Annotated in this window: 18 protein-coding genes; 5 read left to right on the top strand and 13 right to left on the bottom strand. The window is 68.2% G+C overall.

The features are described 5' to 3' along the window. Window position 1 precedes the first annotated feature (1 nt). From MFM001_RS21815 to MFM001_RS21795, 5 genes are read right to left on the bottom strand one after another with little or no spacing between them, the layout of a single operon-like run. Window positions 2-412: a hypothetical protein gene (locus tag MFM001_RS21815; RefSeq protein WP_116377346.1), complete on the bottom strand. Its 411-nt coding sequence runs from the start codon at window positions 410-412 to the stop codon at window positions 2-4. Between the two features lie 49 nt (window positions 413-461). Next, a complete protein-coding gene (locus MFM001_RS21810; protein ID WP_116377345.1) occupies window positions 462-1,241 on the bottom strand; it encodes an Fpg/Nei family DNA glycosylase in 780 nt (259 codons plus the stop codon). Then, window positions 1,234-2,133, bottom strand: coding sequence for a non-homologous end-joining DNA ligase (gene ligD, locus MFM001_RS21805; protein ID WP_116377344.1), 900 nt, complete (start codon window positions 2,131-2,133; stop codon window positions 1,234-1,236). Before ligD (MFM001_RS21805) ends, MFM001_RS21810 begins: the two co-directional genes overlap by 8 nt. Beyond that, window positions 2,133-3,110, bottom strand: a complete 978-nt coding sequence (gene ligD / locus MFM001_RS21800; protein WP_116377343.1) for a non-homologous end-joining DNA ligase — start codon at window positions 3,108-3,110, stop codon at window positions 2,133-2,135. The genes ligD (MFM001_RS21805) and ligD (MFM001_RS21800) overlap by 1 nt, the downstream gene beginning before the upstream one ends. Window positions 3,111-3,140: 30 nt before the next feature. After that, window positions 3,141-3,581, bottom strand: coding sequence for a DUF402 domain-containing protein (locus MFM001_RS21795; RefSeq protein ID WP_192887020.1), 441 nt, complete (start codon window positions 3,579-3,581; stop codon window positions 3,141-3,143). Window positions 3,582-3,705: 124 nt separating this feature from the next. Here MFM001_RS21795 and uvrB point away from each other — a divergent pair, with 124 nt between their 5' ends. From uvrB to MFM001_RS21780, 3 genes are read left to right on the top strand one after another with little or no spacing between them, the layout of a single operon-like run. Then, a complete protein-coding gene (uvrB, locus tag MFM001_RS21790; protein WP_116377341.1) occupies window positions 3,706-5,874 on the top strand; it encodes an excinuclease ABC subunit UvrB in 2,169 nt (722 codons plus the stop codon). Next, window positions 5,871-7,262, top strand: a complete 1,392-nt coding sequence (locus MFM001_RS21785) for an MFS transporter (RefSeq protein WP_116377340.1) — start codon at window positions 5,871-5,873, stop codon at window positions 7,260-7,262. Before uvrB ends, MFM001_RS21785 begins: the two co-directional genes overlap by 4 nt. Before the next feature lie 10 nt (window positions 7,263-7,272). Further along, on the top strand, window positions 7,273-8,142 hold the full coding sequence (locus MFM001_RS21780; protein WP_116377339.1) for a hypothetical protein: 870 nt from the start codon (window positions 7,273-7,275) through the stop codon (window positions 8,140-8,142). A gap of 15 nt (window positions 8,143-8,157) precedes the next feature. Here MFM001_RS21780 and MFM001_RS21775 read toward each other — a convergent pair whose 3' ends face one another. Next, window positions 8,158-9,723, bottom strand: coding sequence for a hypothetical protein (locus tag MFM001_RS21775; RefSeq protein ID WP_116377338.1), 1,566 nt, complete (start codon window positions 9,721-9,723; stop codon window positions 8,158-8,160). A 285-nt stretch (window positions 9,724-10,008) separates the two neighbouring features. Here MFM001_RS21775 and MFM001_RS21770 point away from each other — a divergent pair, with 285 nt between their 5' ends. Continuing rightward, the gene (locus MFM001_RS21770; protein ID WP_045383227.1) at window positions 10,009-10,452 is read left to right on the top strand and encodes a universal stress protein; all 444 of its coding nucleotides are present in this window, start codon (window positions 10,009-10,011) and stop codon (window positions 10,450-10,452) included. Here the strand turns inward: MFM001_RS21770 and lnt are convergent. The 3 genes from lnt to MFM001_RS21755 are packed head-to-tail and all read right to left on the bottom strand — an operon-like array spanning window position 10,405 to window position 14,093. After that, entirely contained in the window at window positions 10,405-11,856 is a 1,452-nt protein-coding gene (gene lnt, locus MFM001_RS21765) for an apolipoprotein N-acyltransferase (protein ID WP_116377370.1), read from the bottom strand. The two genes, MFM001_RS21770 and lnt, sit on opposite strands and share 48 nt — an antisense overlap. Window positions 11,857-11,882: 26 nt before the next feature. Then, complete coding sequence (locus MFM001_RS21760; protein ID WP_116377337.1) at window positions 11,883-13,382, bottom strand: Hsp70 family protein; 1,500 nt, start codon at window positions 13,380-13,382, stop codon at window positions 11,883-11,885. 42 nt (window positions 13,383-13,424) lie between these two features. Further along, window positions 13,425-14,093 carry an MBL fold metallo-hydrolase gene (locus tag MFM001_RS21755; RefSeq protein ID WP_116377336.1) on the bottom strand — a complete coding sequence of 223 codons (669 nt, stop codon included), beginning with the start codon at window positions 14,091-14,093 and terminating at the stop codon, window positions 13,425-13,427. A 47-nt stretch (window positions 14,094-14,140) separates the two neighbouring features. Between MFM001_RS21755 and uvrA the strand changes: the two genes are divergently transcribed. Beyond that, window positions 14,141-17,038, top strand: coding sequence for an excinuclease ABC subunit UvrA (gene uvrA, locus MFM001_RS21750; protein ID WP_116377335.1), 2,898 nt, complete (start codon window positions 14,141-14,143; stop codon window positions 17,036-17,038). On the opposite strand, the gene MFM001_RS21745 is transcribed toward uvrA, so the two are convergent. From MFM001_RS21745 to MFM001_RS21730, 4 genes are read right to left on the bottom strand one after another with little or no spacing between them, the layout of a single operon-like run. Continuing rightward, on the bottom strand, window positions 17,028-18,197 hold the full coding sequence (locus MFM001_RS21745) for a winged helix DNA-binding domain-containing protein (RefSeq protein ID WP_116377334.1): 1,170 nt from the start codon (window positions 18,195-18,197) through the stop codon (window positions 17,028-17,030). The two genes, uvrA and MFM001_RS21745, sit on opposite strands and share 11 nt — an antisense overlap. Beyond that, window positions 18,194-18,418 (bottom strand): hypothetical protein, encoded by a 225-nt coding sequence (locus MFM001_RS21740; protein ID WP_116377333.1) that lies wholly within the window; start codon window positions 18,416-18,418, stop codon window positions 18,194-18,196. The genes MFM001_RS21745 and MFM001_RS21740 overlap by 4 nt, the downstream gene beginning before the upstream one ends. 2 nt (window positions 18,419-18,420) lie before the next feature. Further along, on the bottom strand, window positions 18,421-18,843 hold the full coding sequence (locus MFM001_RS21735; protein ID WP_116377332.1) for a DUF6653 family protein: 423 nt from the start codon (window positions 18,841-18,843) through the stop codon (window positions 18,421-18,423). Between the two features lie 8 nt (window positions 18,844-18,851). Continuing rightward, the gene (locus tag MFM001_RS21730; RefSeq protein ID WP_116377331.1) at window positions 18,852-20,267 is read right to left on the bottom strand and encodes an alpha/beta hydrolase family protein; all 1,416 of its coding nucleotides are present in this window, start codon (window positions 20,265-20,267) and stop codon (window positions 18,852-18,854) included. Window positions 20,268-20,298 lie beyond the last annotated feature (31 nt).

Here is a 20,298-nt window from a genome sequence, read left to right as displayed (position 1 = left end):
GTTACGTCAGCGGCGCGCCGCAGGACACCACCCGGTTGGGGTCGTTGTTGGCCAGCGTCAGCCCGATGGACTGGTCGACTTGCGCGGCGACGTTGTCGTCGACGTCGATCTCGCAATGGACGTTCGCCGAATACGGCCACGGCACCGAGACTTGCATGCCTGCCTTGCTCGGGTCGGCCAGGACGGTATTCGCCTCGAAGGCGTTTCCGGGCACCGAGCTCAGCCCGGTGCTGCTGGTCTCGTTGTCGTGGATACGGAAGGTGGCCTGCCCGCCAGGGGCAACTCCGTCGATACGGGCGATGTAGGTGACGTTGTGCAGGTCGGCAGACGCGGTCGCCGGAGTTAACTGTGGGCCGACGGCTGCGACCGTCACAGCGGTAATCGCCATCCATTTGCGCTTGGTGGAGCTCATGACTGCCACATTACTGCCACCTATTGCATGAAGAAGATGCTTTTGCCGGCTAGCCAGGTTGGCAGCGCGGGCACCACACCGTGGTGCGGCCGCCGACCCGACCGCGGGCGAGCCGTGCACCGCAGCGCGGGCAGCTCGGGTCCGGCTCGTCGCGCGCGCCGGTGAGCCACCGCGGCAGCCCGGGGACGCAGCCGTGGCGTACCGCCGTGTGCAGCACTCGCCGCATGGTGGCGTGCATCCGCTTGACCTCGTCGGCGTCAAGGGCGGTGACCGGTCGGGACGGATGCAGCCTTGCCTGCCAACAGATTTCGTCGGTGAGCAAGTTGCCCAGCCCAGCGATCACGGACTGGTCCAGCAGCGCCGGTTTCAGGCCGCCGCGCCGGCCGGACAACACCTCCCTGAAGGTCCGCAGGTCGATGTCCAGGGCATCGGGTCCCTGCGGTCCCGTCACACCGGCCACCTCGTCATCGTCGCCGGCGAGCCACACCCCGCGCAGCTTGCGCAGGTCCGCGTAGCGCAGCTCGCCACGATCCAGCGTCACCACCAGCCGCACCGGGCCGTCGGGCTCGTCGCTGCCGGACGCGTAGTACGGGCGGCCCGTCATGCCGCTGTGCACCAGCAGCGTCGGGCCGTCGGTCGGCAGGATCAGCCACTTGCCGTGCCGCCGTGGGGCATCGAAGCGGCGGCCGCGCAGTGCGCGTCCCAGCGATTGGGGGCTGGTGTTGCGCAACACGCCGGCATCGCGGACCTCGACGTGCCGCACCCGCCGGCCGGGCAACGTGTCGGCCAACCCGCGGCGAAAGCCTTCGACGTCGGGCAGTTCAGGCACGGGCGCCAAGCCATTTCGACAGTCGTTGGCGTGGGCGGGTCAGCGACCGGGCATGCCGGTGCATGTCCGCCCACGGATCGCGTTGTCCGGCCAGCCGCTTCGGCAGGTCGCGGATCGTGAACCGGTCCGCACGCAAGCCGCGCGAATTCAGTTCATCCCACTCCAGCGGGGTGGCCACCGGCGCGCCGCGGCGGGCCCAAACCGAGTACGGCGCAACCGCCGTCTGTGCGTAGGCATTTCGCATGACGTCGAGATAGACGCGACTACCGCGCTTGTTCTTACGGGCTTCCACCGTGCGATGCTGGGGGTCGTCGGCCGCCACCAAATCCGCGACGTCACGGGCGAACTGGCGAACGGTGTCGAAGTCGGCATTGCCGCTCAGCGGCACCATCACGTGCAGCCCACGTGATCCGGTCGTCTGCAGATACGGCACCAAACCGAGGTCGTCGAGCACATCGGCGACGGTGCGGGCGGTGGCCCGAACGGCAGCAAACTCGCTACCCGACGGGTCGAGGTCGAACACCAGTAGGTCCGGTGTGTCCAGCCGGTTCTGCCGAGATTGCCAGGCATGCAACGTGATGCAGTTCTGATTGGCCAGCCAGACCAGTGCTTCCCGACGTTCGACCACCGGGTGCACCACCGTGCCGTCCTCCTTGGTTACCTGTGCGGCGCCCATCCAGTCGGGCATCGAATCGGCGAAGTCCTGCTGGATGAAGCCGGCCTCGTCGATGCCGCGCGGAAACCGCTGCACCGTAAGCGGTCTGCCCTTCAGATGCGGCACCATCACGTCCGCCAGCTCGGAGTAATAGTCGACGACGTCGCCCTTGGTGATGTCGTCTGCGGGGAACAGCACCCGGTCCGGGTGGGTGACCTCGACGTGGATGCGGGCCATCAGCGTGTCTCCCTGACCACCTCGCGGGCTTCTTTGTCGGTCCGCAAGCCAATGTAACGCGGATGACGCAGTTTGCCGTCGCGTGTCCATTCGCTGAAACCCACCTCGACAACGAGTTCTGGACGTACCCAACGGGTTTCGTGCTCACGAGGTAGACCCCGGGTGAAGGGCGACCTGTCCTGCTCGATGGTTGACAGTCGGCTGTGTAGCCTGCGCAGGGTCGCGTCGTCGAACCCGGTACCCACCTTGCCGGCGTAGACGAGGTCGCGCCCGTCGTAGTAACCGACGAGCAGCGCACCCAGCTCGACCCGGCTGCCTTTCGGTGCCGTGTAGCCGCCGACCACGAACTCTTGGTCGCGCACGCATTTGAATTTCAGCCAGTTCGTTGACCGGCCGCCCACATAGGGTGCGTCGGCGAGCTTGGCGATCACACCTTCGTCGCCGCGCGCGCATGCGGCGTGGTACACGGCCTCGCCATTCTGCACCCGGTGGGCGGTGAATCGCAGCGGATCGCTGAACTGAAACATATTGCGCAGGAGCCGCTTACGCCATGCCAGCGGCAGCTCGGTGGTGCGGTGCCCGTCCAGGTGCAGCAGGTCGAAGATGTAGTAGACCACCGCTATTCCCGTAGCCCGGGCCTGTTTGGGGTTGGTGATACCCAGCCGGCCCTGTAACCGGGCGAAGCTGGTCCGCCGTCCCTGGAATGCCACCACCTCGCCGTCCACGACATACCTGGATGTCCGTTGCGCGGCGAGAGCATCGACCAGCTCCGGATAAGTCCCGTTGAGCGGCTGCCGATTCCGTGACAATAGTCGCAGCTGGTGGCCGTCGCGGAAGGCCAGGCACCGCTCACCGTCGAACTTGCGCTCGAAGATCCACTGCGGGTTCGAAAATCGCCGGTCGGTCAGGGTGGCGAGCATCGGGGCTCGCCAGTCGGGCACCGGCTCGTCGGGCAGGTCGGTCTCGCGTAGCGCCATACCCAGGGAAGTACCCGCGCCGGTTGCGCACTACTCAGCGCGCCAGGTGAGCTCCATGCCTTTAGTCGCCAGCCAGCGCTGTAGGTCGTAGCCATGCCGGGCCAGGCCGTCGACGGCGGCGACCGCGCGTTGCACCGCCAACTCGGCACATTCCGGGGTCAGGAGGTGGTGCCGCACGGCCACGAGTAACTCGTTGACATCGGCGAGTTGCACTCCGCTACCGGTGCGTACCTCCAGGTCCAGGTAATGGTCCTCGGAACGCCACACCGCGGGTCCGGGTGTGTATTCGCCGACGTCGAGGTAGTAGTCGAAGTCGCGTTCGTGGCCGGGATTGAAGTGGAAGACCGTGGCCCGCAGACCCAGCGACGGCAGCAGCCACGACTGGAGGTAGTGGAACTGTTTGCGGTGGGGCGCCGGGCGGGCCATGTACAGGCCCCAGGGGCGCACCGTGTACTCGTCGACGGCCCGCACGATGCCCTTGGGATCGGTGTTGGTGCGGGCTACCAGGTCGAATGTCTCGTGCTTGGGCGGATGAATAGCGCCAGCATAAGCCGGGGGAACACTGCTTGTCGGTGCCTGGTTCTAGGCTTTTGATATGGCTTTCGCTACCGAACACCCGGTGGTTGCGCACTCCGAGTACCGCCCGGCCGCTGAGGACGTTGAGGGGTTGGTGCGGGCCGGTGGCCGCTTCGAGGTGGTCAGCCCGCATGACCCGGCCGGCGACCAGCCGGCCGCCATCGACGAGCTCGAGCGGCGGATCAAGGCGGGAGAGAAGGACGTGGTGCTGCTCGGCGCCACCGGCACTGGCAAGTCGGCCACCACGGCGTGGCTCATCGAACGGCTTCAGCGGCCCACCCTGGTGATGGCGCCCAACAAGACGCTGGCCGCGCAGCTTGCCAATGAACTGCGGGAGATGTTGCCGCACAACGCTGTTGAGTACTTCGTCTCGTACTACGACTACTACCAGCCCGAGGCGTACATCGCGCAGACCGATACGTACATCGAGAAGGACAGCTCGATCAACGACGACGTGGAGCGGCTGCGGCACTCCGCGACGTCGGCGCTGCTGTCGCGGCGCGACGTGGTGGTCGTCGCCTCGGTGTCATGCATCTACGGCTTGGGCACACCTCAGTCCTACCTGGACCGGTCCGTGGAGCTGCGGGTCGGCGAGGAAGTGCCGCGGGATGCGCTGCTGCGGCTGCTGGTCGACGTGCAGTACACCCGCAACGACCTGTCGTTCACCCGCGGCTCGTTCCGGGTCCGTGGCGACACCGTCGAGATCATCCCGTCGTACGAGGAACTGGCCGTCCGCATCGAGTACTTCGGCGACGAGGTCGAGGCGCTGTATTACCTGCACCCGCTGACCGGTGAGGTGATCCGCCGGGTCGACTCGCTGCGGATCTTCCCGGCCACCCACTATGTGGCCGGCCCGGAGCGGATGGCCCACGCGATCTCCACGATCGAGGAGGAGCTGGCCGCGCGGCTGGCCGAACTGGAGGGCCAGGGCAAGCTGCTGGAGGCGCAGCGGCTGCGGATGCGGACCAACTACGACATCGAGATGATGCGCCAGGTCGGCTTCTGCTCGGGCATCGAGAACTACTCGCGGCACATCGACGGCCGCGGCCCGGGGTCGCCGCCCGCGACCCTGCTGGACTACTTCCCGGAGGACTTCCTGCTCGTCATCGACGAGTCCCACGTCACCGTGCCGCAGATCGGCGGCATGTACGAGGGCGACATGTCCCGCAAGCGCAATCTGGTCGAGTACGGCTTCCGGTTGCCGTCGGCCTGCGACAACCGTCCGCTGACCTGGGAGGAGTTTGCCTCCCGGATCGGGCAGACGGTCTACCTGTCGGCCACTCCGGGCCCGTACGAGCTCAGCCAGACCGGCGGCGAGTTCGTCGAGCAGGTCATCCGCCCGACCGGGCTGGTGGACCCCAAGGTGGTGGTCAAGCCGACCAAGGGACAGATCGACGACCTGATCGGCGAAATCCGCAAACGCGCCGAGGCCGACGAGCGGGTGCTGGTGACGACGCTGACCAAGAAGATGGCCGAGGATCTCACCGACTACCTGCTCGAGATGGGTATCCGGGTGCGCTACCTGCACTCCGAGGTCGACACGCTGCGTCGCGTCGAACTGCTGCGCCAGTTGCGGCTCGGCGAGTTCGACGTGCTGGTCGGTATCAACCTGCTGCGGGAGGGCCTGGACCTGCCCGAGGTGTCGCTGGTGTCCATCCTCGACGCCGACAAGGAAGGGTTCCTGCGGTCGACGCGCAGCCTGATCCAGACCATCGGCCGCGCCGCCCGCAACGTGTCGGGCGAAGTGCACCTGTATGCCGACACCATGACCGACTCGATGCGAGAGGCCATCGACGAAACCGAGCGGCGCCGGGCCAAGCAGATCGCCTACAACGAAGAGCACGGCATCGACCCCAAGCCGCTGCGCAAGAAGATCGCCGACATCCTCGACCGCGTCTACACCGAAGCCGACGACAGCGAGACCGTCGAACTCGGGTCGGGGCGCAGCATTTCGCGCGGGCGGCGGGCGCAGGGTGAACCGGGCCGGGCGGTCAGTGCCGGCATCGTCGAAGGCCGCGACACCACCAACATGCCGCGGGCCGAATTGGCCGACCTGATCAAGGATCTGACGGCTCAGATGATGGCCGCGGCCCGGGATCTGCAGTTCGAACTGGCCGCGCGGTTCCGCGACGAGATCGCCGACCTGAAGAAAGAACTGCGCGGTATGGATGCCGCCGGCCTGAAGTGACGGACACCGCCATCTCCGGCACCGGCAGTTGGCGGGCGCTGCTCGGGCCCAGGTATCTGGGGACCTCGACGCTGCTGGCAGGCGGGGTGGCGCTGTACGCCACCAACGAGTTCCTGACGATCAGCCTGCTGCCCAGCACCGTCGCCGACATCGGCGGCGAGCGGCTATATGCCTGGGTGACAACGCTGTATCTGGTGGGTTCGGTGGTCGCGGCCACCACGGTCTACGCCGCGTTGCAGCGCGTCGGGGCCCGAGCGTCGTATCTGCTGGGGCTGGTGGTGTTCGCGATCGGCAGCATGGTGTGCGCCGCGGCGCCCAGCATGGAAGTCCTGGTGGCCGGCCGGACCCTGCAGGGCGCGGCCGGCGGCCTGTTGGCCGGTTTGGGCTATGCGGTGATCAACGCGGCTCTGCCGCGCGAGCTGTGGACCCGGGCGTCGGCACTGGTGTCGGCGATGTGGGGAGTCGCGACGGTGGTCGGGCCGGCGATGGGCGGCTTTTTCGCGCAGTTCGGGCTGTGGCGCTGGGCGTTCGGCGCGATGGCGGTGCTGACCGCGGCGATGGGCCTACTGGTCCCCGTCGTGCTGTCCGCCGGCCGCAGCGGCGCCGCACCGGGGCTCAAGGTGCCGGGGTGGTCGCTGCTGCTGCTCGGCACTGCCGCGCTGGCGGTCAGCGTCGCGGAGGTTCCGCACAACAACATCGCGACCGCAGCGCTGCTCGCGGCCAGCCTGGTCCTGGCCGGACTGTTCTTGGTGGTCGATCGGCAGGTGTCGGCAGCGGTGTTGCCGCCCAGTGCTTTTGGCTCCGGCCCGCTGAAATGGATCTACCTGACCCTGGCGTTGCTGATGGCCGCGGCGATGGTCGACATGTACGTGCCGCTGTTCGGTCAGCGACTGGCACACCTGACCCCAGTGGTGGCCGGTTTCCTGGGGGCGGCGCTGGCGGTCGGCTGGACCGTCAGCGAGATCGTCAGCGCATCGCTGAACAGCACGCGCGTCGTCGCCCGCGTAGTTGCGGCCGCGCCGCTGATCATGGCGGTCGGGCTGGCGCTCGGCGCGGTCACGCAGGTCGACAACGCACCGGTCGGCGTCGTCGCGCTCTGGGCGTTCGCTCTGCTGATCACCGGAATCGGAATCGGGGCGGCCTGGCCGCACCTGTCCGCCTGGGCGATGGAGCGCGTCGACGACCCCGGCGAAGGCGGCGAGGCGGCGGCTGCCATCAACGTGGTCCAGCTGATCTCCGGGGCGTTCGGTGCCGGACTGGCCGGCGTCGTGGTCAACAGCGCCGAGGGCGGGGAAGTGATGGCGGCCCGCTGGCTGTTCGCGGTGTTCGCAGTGCTGGCGGCGGTCGGCGTGCTGGCCTCCTACCGGGCCACCCGCGGCCAGAGCTAGTCTCAGCCGAGTGGACGCTTTCGCCGCCGGACGGCTGACCCGCTCCCTGGACGCCTTGCACGCGCTGGTCTACTTCCTGCCGGACGCCAACGAGAAGTTCGGCGAACTCGGCATGGACTTCCGCACCCACTATTTCGCCAGCCGCTCCGCACCGATGGGCGCCGTGCCGGCGAATGTCGTTGCGGCAACGTTCTATAACTTCAACCCGCGGCTGGTGGCCAGTGCGATTCCGGCCGCCTGGGAGTTAGCGTCGCCGGAGACAGTGACGCGGGTTCGCTATGAGATCGTCGCGACCGCGCTGCCCCGAGTGCTCGGTGAACAGCTCAGTGGCTCAACGGAATTGGCGCGGGCGGCGTCGTTGCTACGCCGTGTCGTCGAGTCGATCCCGAATGCTGACGGTCGGCCGCTGTATGCGGGCCACGCGGAATTGCCGTGGCCTGACGTCCCGGTCGTGCAGCTGTGGCACGCGATCACGTTGCTGCGTGAGTACCGCGGCGACGGGCACATCGCCGTCCTGGTCACCGAAGGACTCGGCGGGCTGGAGGCGTTGATCACCCATACCGCAACAGGAATCGGTTTCAGCGCCGAATCCGCGCGACGGCTGCGGGGGTGGAGCACCGACGAGTGGAGCGCAGTCACGGAGAACCTCATTGCGCGCGGGATCATGCGCGCTGCAGGTGAGTTGACGCCGGCCGGCACCGAACTTCGGTCCCGTATCGAGGATCTCACCGACGAGCTGGGATACGCGCCGTCGCGGACACTGTCCGCGGATGAGGCCGACGAGCTGATCGGCTTCGCGGCGGCGATTCGCGAGGCCATCCGGGCCGCGGACGTGTTCCCGGCAGGGGTATTCGGCCCGCGGCACGGCCAAGCACGCTAGGGTCCCGCCTCGCCGCTAGCCCCGAATGGACTTGGTCACCTGGGAGTAATGGAATTGCCAGCGTTCGACGATGTGGAAGCCGAGTTCGCCGGCGAACTGATACGCAGGCGCATGACCCAGTAGCGGTCCCGGCGGAAGTGACGTGCCGCTCTGGTGGTCGGGCAGCGTCTTGTCGCGACTCGAAATCGTCCACACGGTGGTGCATTTGTTCAGCCGCGGCAGCACCAGCCACACGGCGACGTGGCCGTCCCACAGCGTGCCGTGCTCGGGCCCGGAGGCACCGCGTTCGACGTCAGCCAGCGGCGCAAACGCCGCCGGCCGCGTCGCCAGCAGCGCGCGGATGGGCCCGGGCAGCCAGCGCACAGTGTTGTCGACCACCAGGCAGTCACCGGGCGACGAGTGAGCGGCGATGACGTCGGCCACCTGGCTGTAGTCCCAGCCTTCTTTCGCATACGGACCACGTTGCGTGAAAAGGTAATTCGGGAACGCAGCCGCGGCGAACAGGATCAGCACACCGGCGATCGCCCAGGGCTTGCGGGCGATCGTGACAATGCAGATCGCCAGCACGACGGCCGCAGCCGGCGCGGTAAGGATCAGGTAACGCGGGTAGTAGATGGGCTCGCCGATCGCCGAGTAGATGAGGATCAGGCCGGTGGGCAGGACGATCCAGGCGACGCAGAGGATCAGCAGACGGCGCATATCGCCCGGCGGGGCGGGGCGGCCGGCCAGCCGAGCCACGATGGCCGCCAGTACGACCACGCCCGCGAGAATCGCGAACGGGACGCTGTGGTCGAAATACTGGCGGTGCACGACGTCGAGAAACAGGTTTCGCTTCAGCGTCGTGATCCACTTGACCTGCCACACCTGGCTGTGCGCGAACACCATGAACGGCGTCATGAGTGCAAGCGCGGCGAGCGAGGTGGCTGTCCACCAGATGACGGCAGACTTTCCGCGCGCAAGCAGCGGCAGCGCCGCGGCGAAAACCAGAATCAGCAGTGACAGGTTGATGCTCAACAGAATCGACAGCATCAGCGCCAGCGTGTAGAGCAGCCACAGCCACGGCCGGTTGCGGCGCACCGACACCACGAACAAGACCGTCAGCCACACGGCGGCAGTCGCTTCCAGCGCGTAGGGGCGAGCTTCGATACCGGCCCACGTCACTCGCGGCAAGATCGCGAACACGATGCCCGCGCACACCGCGGTGCTGCGCGGCGAGAACTGCCTCGCGAAGACCACCACACCGGCCGCGGCGGCCCCGACGGCCAGAGCGCTCGGCACCCGCGACCAGAATTCCGTCGGCGGAAACACCGCGAACCAGCCGTGCATCAGCAGGTAATACAGGCCGTGGACGGCGTCGATATGCCCCAGCAGCCGCCACAGCTGGGACAACGAGCGGCTGGCCGACGCCGAGATCGTCGCCCCCTCGTCGAACCACAACGACGGGCGGCTGGCCGCGGCGCCGCTGAGGACGGCCGCCAGCACCGCAATCACCAACGGGTCGAGGACCCTGCCACGAGGCCGCGGCCGCGGACCGCTCGAGGCGACCGCGGCCGCGGGCTCGTCGACTATCGGGGCAGCCATATTGCCTGTCACTGTAGGGCTCCTGTGGTGAACTTCATTGCCAATAGTGGGGCTGTTCAACCACGCGACCGCCCGCTAGCGGCATTGTCCAATGAAATGCCCTGGTGGGCAGGGTATCCCAATCACGTCGAGTGTCCATCGACGGCGGCATGCGCCGGAGCGCCAATCGCGGGGTGCGCCATACCGGCTGGCGCCGCCCGTGTGGTGTATCGCAAATCCAACCCTGGCATCCGGCAAAGCGATACTGTCTTGGGTTGGCGTAGCAACCGACACCTGGGAGGGTAAATGAGCGCCTATAAGACCGTGGTGGTGGGAACCGACGGCTCGGACTCATCGCTGCGCGCGGTCGACCGGGCAGGCAACATCGCCGGGGCGGACGCGAAGCTGATCATCGCGACGGCGTACCTGCCCCAGCACGAGGACCCGCGGGCCGCCGACGTCTTGAAGGACGAGAGCTACAAGGTGTCGGGCAGCGCCCCGATTTACGCGATCCTGCGCGAGGCCAAAGACCGGGCTCACGCCGCGGGCGCCAAGAATATCGAGGAACGGTCGGTCGTCGGCGCTCCGGTCGACGCTCTTGTCGGCCTCGCCGAAGAAGTCAACGCCGACCTGCTGGTCGTCGGGAACGTCGGCTTGAGCACGATCGCCGGCCGGCTGCTCGGATCGGTGCCGGCCAACGTCTCACGCCGGGCCAAGGTCGACGTGTTGATCGTGCACACCACGCCGTGAGCCGCGCGACCGCACAATAGCCACCACGCCGGCGCCGGCGAGGATCGCAAATGCCAACGCCGGCAACCAATCACCGAGCCGCTGGTACGGGGTGGTGTGCGATCCGAGCGGAACGTCGACGACGACCACGCCGCGATAGCCCGACGAACACCAGGCAAGTGTGCGGCCCCGCGCGTCGAAAGCCGCGCTGTCGCCGGACAATCCGGCATGCACCGCCGGATGCCCGACTTCGACGGCGCGCATCGCGACCGCGCCGGCCAACTGCGGCTGAGCCCAGCTTCCCTGGAACGTCGACGTTGACGTCTGGTACACGAGCAGCTCGGCGCCGAGCTGCACCTCGCGGCGGGGCAGGTCGGGGAAGATCGCTTCGAAACTGATCAACGGGCCAATGGCGAGCGAGCCGGCGTTCAGCACCACCGGTCCGTCGCCGCGACGCCGGTCCTCGCCGGCCGCCTTGGTGTGGCGGGTGAGCCAGCCGAGCAGTGGTCGCAGCGGGACGTATTCGCCGAACGGCACCAGCCGCGTCTTGCTGTAGAAACCCAGCAGTCCCGCCGGCCCGACCAACACCGCTGACTTGTAGATCCCGCCGCCCGGAGCCGGCGCGTCGACGTTGACCAGCAGGTAGGCGCCGACCCGTCGGGACAGTTCGGTCAGCCGCCGCGCCACCTCCGGGTGGCCGGCCGGATCGGCGCCGACGCTGCTCTCACCCCAGACGACAAGGTCAACGTGCCGGCCCGCCAGCGTGGCGGTGAGCGCTTCCGAGGCCGCCTGTCGGGCGGCGGAGTCGTCGATGACGCCCGGCTGCACCAGCGCCACCCGCGCCGTCGCGCCCGCCGGAGGCGCCGGCCCCAGCGCGAACCAGGCGGGCCCGAGTCCCGCGCACACTACCGCCGTGACCAGTGGGATTGCGCGGCGCCGCTGTAGAACCATCCCGGCGATCGCCGCGTTCACCGCGACGATCAGAAAGCTGGTCAGCCACATGCCGCCCACCGCGGCCGAGGCAGCGGTCGCGGGCTGGTTCCACTGCGAGGCGCCCAGCGCAGCCCACGGGCCGCCCAGACCCGGCAAAGACCTCACCGCCTCCGCCGCTACCCACGCGCTGGGCAGGACCAGCATTGCGGCCAGCGGCGATCCTGCCAACAGCCGATGTGCCGCCCACCCCCACGGCAGCCACAGCGCCCCGACTCCGGCGGCCATCAGCACCAGCGCGGGGCCGCTGCTGGGCAGCAGCCAATATTGGGTGCTCAGCACATAGCCGGCCAGGCCACACCACGCGCGGACGGATCCGTCGACCGTCGTCGGCGCGGCGCGCACCACGAGCAGCAGCGGCACCAGCGCGAACCAGGCCAGCCACCACCATGACGGCGCCGGGAAGGCGAGCGCCGGCAACGCACCCGCCACCAGCGCCACCGCCCACCCGGGCAGGCGCCTCACGCGCTGGCGAGGCCGTGGCGCGCCAGCCGGAACGTCCGGGTCACCCGATCGGGCCGCGTGGTCAGGGTGACCTCGACGGCTCCGCCCGGGGTCACGACATAGCGCTCCTCGACGTCGGGCCCGTCGTCGCGCCGACTCACGGGCCGGCGGCAGAGGTCGGGTTCGTCGTTCAGATCGGGGTCGAACGGGAAGAAGACCGGATCGTACGGTGTGACGTCGCCGTCGGGGCGGCCGTCGCGCAGTCCGCTGCACTCCACGAACCGGAAGTGCCCGATGTTGTGCGCCGCCCGGTAGCTGCGCGTGACGACGAGCGGCGGCTGACCGTCGGTGGGCAGCTGCACGCCCTTCGACACGATCGGGTCGAAGCTGACATCTTCGCCGGCGTGCGCCTCACGGAAGACGCCGAAATGCCGTGAGAGACGGTCGGATAACGCAAATCCGGCTTCTTTGTCGAGGAAGGCGGCGAGGCCGATCGCGGTCGCGGCGAACGGGTGCGGTGAGCGTTTGACGCGCTTCTCGTCGAACGACGCGCGCAGCTTTCGCGCGACGAGTGGGAAGCTGCCCGCGCCGCCCACCACGTAGATGCCGGCCACCTCCGACCAGTCGACGTCCGCCAGCACGTGCGACAGTGCCGTCATGGTCTTGTCAACCAGCGGGGCGCAAGCGGCATAGACGTCGTCGATGGGGCAGGAGAACGGCGGCCTGCCGACTGCTTCGAGGTCGACCAGGAAGCGGCGGGTGTTCGGGCCGACGGCCTCCTTGCGGCTGGTGCACTCTTCGAGCAGCAGCTCCCGGGTGGCGGCGTCCACGTCGCGGAGGTTCGCGCCATTGCGGACGAGCGTGAGGATGGCGTCGTCGAAGTCGTCGCCGCCGAGGCGCTGGATGCCCTCGCTGGTGATGACCTCGTTGTGTCGTCCGGTCATCTTCAGCAGCGATGCGTCGAAGGTGCCGCCGCCGAGGTCGTAGATCAACACGTACTCGCGCTTGGCGGTGATCGTGGAGCGGTAGCGGTGGGCGTACTCGAAGCCCGCCGCGGACGGCTCGTTGAGCAGGGCGATGACCTCGAAGCCGGCCTGCGCGAAAGCGTCCAGCGTCAGAAACCGTTGGGCGCTCGACGCGTTGGCCGGCACGCTGATCGCGGCCTCGATGCGCTCGCCGGGCGCCAGGTCGACGTTGGAGCGGTGCTGCAGATCGGTTTTCAACTGGCTCAGGAAGCCGACGAACAGGTCGGCGAGCCGGTAGCAGCGCCCGGCCAGCTCGACGGTCGTCCGCGGCCCGGCGTCGCCGAGCAGCCGCTTGAACGAGCGCAGCACCGACCAGCCCGGCTGGTGGCGCACCGCGGCGGCGTCCACACCGAAGCGCAGTTCGCCGTCCTCGTTGGCGGCGATCAGCGACGGCCAGGTGTCTGACCCGTCGAACGACGCCACGGGATAGTTGCCGCGGTCGACCACCGCAGCGACCGTGTGCGTTGTGCCGAAGTCGATGCCCACCCTCATCGCGCCTAAGCTTAGGCGCTGCACCGCGTTTCGCGCGGTTGATTACCAGCCGCGCGTCTTCCACTCGCCGAGGTGAGGTCGTTCGGCGCCCAGCGTGGTGTCGTCGCCGTGGCCGGGATAGACCACGGTCGAATCGTCGTAGACGTCGAACACGCGGGTCGTGACGTCGTCGAGCAGTTGCTCGAAATCGCCGGGCTGCCATGTCTTCCCGACCCCGCCCGGGAACAGGCAGTCGCCGGTGAACAACTGCGTGGCGTCCCCGACGCCGTCGAGTGCCAGCGCGACCGACCCGGGCGTGTGGCCGCGCAAGTGGATCACGTCGAAGGTGAGGTTGCCGATCTGCACGGTGTCGCCGCCTTTGAGCAGCCGGTCCGGCTTGACCGGCAGCGCGTCGGCGTCGATCTCGTGCGCCGCGGTGGGCGCGCCGGTGGCTTCGGCGAGCGCTTCCAGCGCCTGCCAGTGGTCGAAGTGCTGGTGGCTGGTGACGATCAGCGACACCTTGGGTGCGTGGCGGCGCACCAGGTCGATCAGGACCTCGGCGTCGTTGGCGGCGTCGATCAGCAGCGTTTCGCCGGTCTGGGAACAGGTGACCAGGTAGGCGTTGTTGTCCATCGGGCCGACCGACGCCTTCACGATGGTCGCGCCGGGCAGGGTGCGACGGGCGGCGGTGCCCGGTTCGACGTGGCCGGTGTAGTTGTCGAGGACTGTCATAGCCGCCACCGTACTGCTGTCGGTACCGACACCTAGCATGGGAAACGATGAGTGATCGCCTGATCGTCAAGGGTGCGCGTGAGCACAACCTGCGTAGCGTTGATCTTGATTTGCCGCGCGACGCGTTGATCGTCTTCACCGGCCTGTCAGGCTCGGGAAAGTCTTCGCTGGCGTTCGACACGATCTTCGCCGAAGGCCAGCGCCGCTATGTGGAGTCGCTGTCGGCCTACGCCCGCCAATTCCTCGGCCAGATGGACAAGCCGGACGTCGACTTCATCGAGGGCCTGTCCCCGGCGGTGTCCATCGACCAGAAGTCGACCAACCGCAACCCGCGGTCGACCGTCGGCACCATCACCGAGGTCTACGACTACCTTCGGCTGCTGTACGCGCGCGCCGGAACCCCGCACTGCCCGGTGTGCGGGCATCGGATCGCGCGCCAGACCCCGCAGCAGATCGTGGACCAGGTCTTGGTGATGCCGGAGGGCACCCGCTTCCAGGTGTTGGCGCCGGTGGTGCGCACCCGTAAGGGTGAGTTCGTCGACCTGTTCGAAAAGCTCAACAGCCAGGGCTACAGCCGGGTCCGCGTCGACGGCGTCGTGCACCCGCTGACCGACCCGCCGAAGCTGAAGAAGCAGGAGAAGCACGACATCGAGGTCGTGGTGGACCGGCTCACGGTCAAGGCCAGCGCCAAGCAGCGGCTCACTGATTCGGTGGAGACCGCGCTGAACCTGGCCGACGGCATCGTGGTGCTCGAGTTCGTCGACCACGAGCACGACGCGCACAACCGCGAACAGCGGTTCTCCGAGAAGCTGGCCTGCCCCAACGGGCATTCGCTGGCCGTGGACGACCTTGAGCCGCGGTCGTTTTCGTTCAACTCGCCGTACGGCGCCTGCCCGGAGTGCAGCGGGCTGGGCATCCGCAAGGAAGTCGACCCCGACCTGGTGGTGCCCGACCCGGAACTCACCTTGGCTGAAGGCGCGGTGGCGCCGTGGTCGATGGGCCACACCGCCGAATACTTCACCCGGATGATGGCTGGGCTGGGCGAGTCGATGGGCTTCGACGTCGATACGCCGTGGCGCAAGCTGCCGGCCAAGGCGCGCAAGGCGATTCTGGAAGGCTGCGACGAGCAGGTGCATGTGCGCTACCGCAACCGCTACGGCCGCACCCGCTCCTACTACGCCGACTTCGAAGGCGTGCTGGCGTTCCTGCAGCGCAAGATGGACCAGACCGAGTCCGAGATGATGAAGGAGCGCTACGAGGGCTTCATGCGCGACGTGCCCTGCCCGGAGTGTGAGGGCACGCGCCTGAAGCCGGAGATCTTGGCGGTGACGCTGGCGGCAGGGGAGCGCGGCAAGAAGTCCATCGCGGAGGTCTGCGAGCTGTCCATCTCGGACTGCGCGGATTTCCTTCGGGAGCTGACGCTGGGCCCGCGCGAGCAGGCCATCGCGGGACAGGTGCTCAAGGAGATCCAGTCGCGGTTGGGCTTTCTGCTCGACGTCGGGCTGGAGTACCTGTCGCTGTCGCGGGCCGCGGCCACGCTGTCCGGCGGTGAGGCGCAACGCATCCGGCTGGCCACCCAGATCGGCTCCGGGCTGGTCGGGGTGTTGTATGTGCTCGACGAGCCGTCGATCGGGCTGCACCAGCGTGACAACCGTCGCCTCATTGAAACCCTTACCCGGCTAAGGGATTTGGGCAACACACTGATCGTCGTCGAGCACGACCAGGACACCATCGCGCATGCCGACTGGATCGTCGACATCGGTCCGGCCGCCGGCGAGCACGGCGGGCAGATCGTGCACAGCGGAACCTACGACGAGCTGCTGCGCAACAAGAACTCGATCACCGGCGCCTACCTGTCCGGCGCGGAAAGCATTGAGACACCGGCGATCCGGCGGCCGATCGACAAGCGCCGACGGCTGACGGTGGTCGGCGCGCGGGAGCACAACCTGCGCGAGATCGACGTCGCTTTCCCGCTCGGGGTGCTGACTTCGGTAACGGGCGTGTCCGGCTCCGGCAAGTCGACGCTGGTCAACGACATCCTGGCCGCCGTGCTGGCCAACAAACTCAACGGCGCCCGGCAGGTGCCCGGGCGGCATACCCGGGTGACCGGGCTCGACCATGTCGACAAGCTGGTGCGGGTCGACCAGTCGCCGATCGGACGCACCCCGCGGTCCAACCCGGCCACCTACACCGGGGTGTTCGACAAGATCCGCACCCTGTTCGCCGCCACCACCGAAGCCAAAGTCCGCGGCTACCAACCCGGCCGGTTCTCGTTCAACGTCAAAGGTGGCCGCTGCGAAGCGTGTTCGGGCGACGGCACCATCAAGATCGAGATGAACTTCCTGCCCGACGTGTACGTGCCGTGCGAGGTCTGCCACGGCGCCCGCTACAACCGGGAAACTCTCGAAGTGCACTACAAGGGCAAGACCATCTCCGAAGTGCTGGACATGTCGATCGAAGAGGCGGCGGAGTTCTTCGAGCCGATCACCGGCATCCACCGGTATCTGCGCACGCTGGTCGACGTGGGTCTGGGCTATGTGCGGCTGGGCCAGCCGGCGCCGACGCTGTCCGGCGGTGAGGCGCAGCGGGTGAAGCTGGCCTCCGAGCTGCAGAAGCGTTCCACCGGCCGCACCGTGTACATTCTCGACGAGCCGACCACCGGTCTGCATTTCGACGACATCCGCAAGCTGCTGAACGTGCTGAATGGCCTTGTCGACAAAGGCAACACGGTGATCGTGATCGAGCACAACCTCGACGTGATCAAGACGTCGGACTGGATCATCGACATGGGGCCGGAGGGCGGCGCCGAAGGCGGCACCGTCGTCGCCGAAGGCACACCCGAGGACGTCGCCGCAGTGCCGGAAAGCTACACCGGCAAGTTCCTGGCCGAGACGCTCGGTGTGCAGACGCCCCGCAAAAACAGGCGGCGACGCGTCAGCGCTTAGCCTTCGACAGCGGCGAGGGGAAGCGCGGGGGGACTCGCACGCCATCCAGCCAGGAGGTCAGTTCGTCGGCCCGTTTCGCCAGTGCCCGTCGCGCATCACGGCCGGGATCCTCCAAAAGCTGGAGCTGAACCCGGCCGTTCGTGTCCTGAGACCAGCCGCCCACCACGCGGCCGTTCCACCACGCGGTCGGCCCCGCGTTGCCGGTGTTGTCGAAGACCTGTCCGCGGTAGTCGCCGAGATACCAATCGCGCTGATACCAGCCCATCGTGGTGGGGTCGAGTCCGGGCAGCGGTGCGCACCATGGCTCGGTGTCCGGTTCGGCCTCGAGGTCATCGGCCAGCGCGAAGCCGGGACTGCCGTGCAGATCCACCGCTACCGCGCCGATTTCGGCCAGCGCCTTACGCACCGCGGTCAAGGTGGTACCGCACCACCACTTGATGTCCTCGACGGTCGCCGGCCCGAACGCGTGCAGCCATCGGCGGGTCAGTTCGGCGCGGGCGTCGTCGGCCGCCATCGGCTCGTCCCGCTTTGCGAGCCAGTCGGCTGCGCTGACCCAACGCGGGCGTGAGGCGGTCCACGTCCCGCCATTCGGACCGCGCACGACGTCGCCGCGAACCGACAGCACGGTCAGCACCCGTGGGGCAAGCGAAACTGGTCCGCCCCAACGCTTTCCGGGCGCCGGGTCCCACGTTCCGGCCAGTTCGGGAAGCGCGGCGCGCAGTTCGCCGCCGCTGGCTGGCCCGTGCTCACCCAGGTGGCGCAGCACCGCCGCGCAGGCCGCATCGAGCCACCGCTCGCCGTCGCCGGCGACGCCGGCCTTCTGCACGTCGGCGATCAGCCGACGACGCTCGTTGGCCGCGACCCGGTCGCTGGCCGCCGGTTGAATCATGGCCAGATCGTCGGCGTGGACCAGCCATAGTGTGCGCCGCATCGCCAGATGCTTGACCACAGAACGCTTCTGGTACAGCTCGGCATCGAGGTCAGCGGTGACGAACCCGGGTCTGCGCGCCCACAGCGAGAGATACGGCGTGGCCGGATCGGTGGCATGCAGACCCACCAGGCCGGTCGTGATCGCCGCTATCGATCCGGAGCTATCACGCGCCAGGAAATGCCTGCGCGCCAAGCGATTCCGCCGCTCCGCGACGCTGAATGTTCTCAGCGGTCATCCTTGTGCATCGATTCGCGGATCTCGGCCAACCGCTCAGCGGCTGCTTGCTGTCGCTGTTGGTATTGCTCCTCGACGCCGCTGCCCTCCGGCGTTTCAGCGGCCAATTCGGCTGCGCCCATAGAGGTTCCGTATCGCGTCTCGATCTTCTCGCGAACCGACTCGAACGTCGGCAAACCGGAATCGTCGTATCCGGCATCCTGCTCGTCGGGCATGGCTATACGCTACCCCTGCGGTCCAGGTAGCGGGTCATTTGCTGCCAGTACACCAGCGTCAGCGCCATCTGCACCGCGGTGGCGACCACGGCCACGGCGAGCCGACGCCGGCGCGCGGCCGCCAGCGCGACGACGGCAGCGACGGACGTCACGGCGCTCACCGCCGCTGCGGAGTCCTTCGGGCGGTGGGTAATCCAGGCTTCCTCACCGAGCATCGCGCGGGTGGCCCAATTTCGGTGGTCGGCAGGCTTGCCGAAGATGACCGGGTTGATCGCCAGCCACAGCGCGACGATCGCGGCGTGGCTCCACCGCCGCGTCCACACCGGCACCAGCACCAGCGGCGTGCTGGCCCAGCGCGTCCACGCGCTCCACGGATTGCAGTGTCGTGCGAATATTGCGCGGCGAACGCGTGCGATCGGCGGCATCGGCGCGGTTACCTGTTGGCGGGCAGCGGAGCTGACGCGGCCGGCAACGAAATCCGCGGTGCACCGGGGGTGCCCAACTGTCCGGCCAGCCACGGCAGCGCGGCCGTGAACGCCCGATCGGCGAAGGGCCAGTCGTGTTTACCGGGCTGGGCGACCACTGCGCAGTCGATGCCGTTGGCCCGGCCGAGCGTGCACAGCGACTCGGCGGCCGCAGCGGTGCTGTTGGGATGGGCCCCTCGTTCCTCCGCCGCGCTGGTGCCGGTGCCGGCCACCGTCACGGCGCGATGCGGTGTGGAGTTGACCGTGAACCAGCCCGAAATCCCGGTGTAGCGGCCGTGTTTGGTGATCACCTGAGTCGGGTCGAATGCCGCCCAGGCCGTCGCATCGCCGCCGAACAGCCTGGCGATCGTCTGGGCTTTGGTTCCCGAGTTGGGGCCGAGGTCGCCGGCGATGTCCACAAATGCACTGAACATGTCGGGGTGCATCACGGTCAGATCCACCGCGCAGGTGCCACCCATCGACCAGCCCACAACGCCCCACTTCGAGCGGTCGGGGCTGGCACCGAAACGGGAGACCATGAAGGGCACAACGTCTTTGGTCAAGTGGTCGGCGGCATTACCCCGGCTGCCGTTGACGCACTCGGTGTCGTTGTTGAACGCGCCGCCGGAGTCCACGAACACCAGCACGGGCGCATTGCCGCCGTGCGCAGCCGCGAAGTCGTCGGCGGTCTTCACCGCGTTGCCGGCGCGCAGCCAGTCGGCCGGGGTGTTGAACTCACCGCCGATCATCATCACCGTCGGCAGCGCCGGCCGCGGATCGGTAAACCATGCCGGCGGCAGGTACACCAGCTCGCCGCGATGCTTGAAATGCGACGCATCGGCGGGGATCGTCACCGGCACGACGCTACCGCGCGGTGGCTGAGTGCCCTTGGCGGCCATCGCCGTCACCGCCGCCGCGTCGGTCTGATCGGGCAGCGGGCCGGCGGTCAGCTGGTTCCACGCCGTCTGCACGGTCGGGAAATAGCCGACCCAGCCGTTGAGCGCCAGTGCCGCACTCAGCAGACACAGCGGCACGGCCAGCATCGACGCGCCGCGGCGCCACCAGCGCGCGCTTCGCCAGCCCAGGGTCAGCACTGCGGCGGCGGCGCCGGTCAGCGCGATCCACATCCACAGCGTCCGTGGCGCGGGCTCACCGGCGAGACCGTCGTCGGCGATATACCAATACGCCCAGCACGTCACCGCGATACCGATCGCCGCGGCCACCGGCAGCGATACCAGCCGCCAACGCCGCGACCGCCACCCGACGGCCAAAACCAGCGCGCCGGCCGCGGCCGCCTGCACCGTGAGTGGCACCCAGCCGTGCATCAACGAGGTGTGGTGGCCCACCAGCAGCGGCGCGGCGACGAACGCCGTCGATGCAGACATGGGACCCATTCTGACCTGCGATTCTGAAGGT

The sequence above is a fragment of the Mycobacterium sp. MFM001 genome (assembly GCF_003402475.1).
Lineage (GTDB): Bacteria > Actinomycetota > Actinomycetes > Mycobacteriales > Mycobacteriaceae > Mycobacterium.
This window is presented reverse-complemented; position numbering and strand designations above follow the sequence as displayed.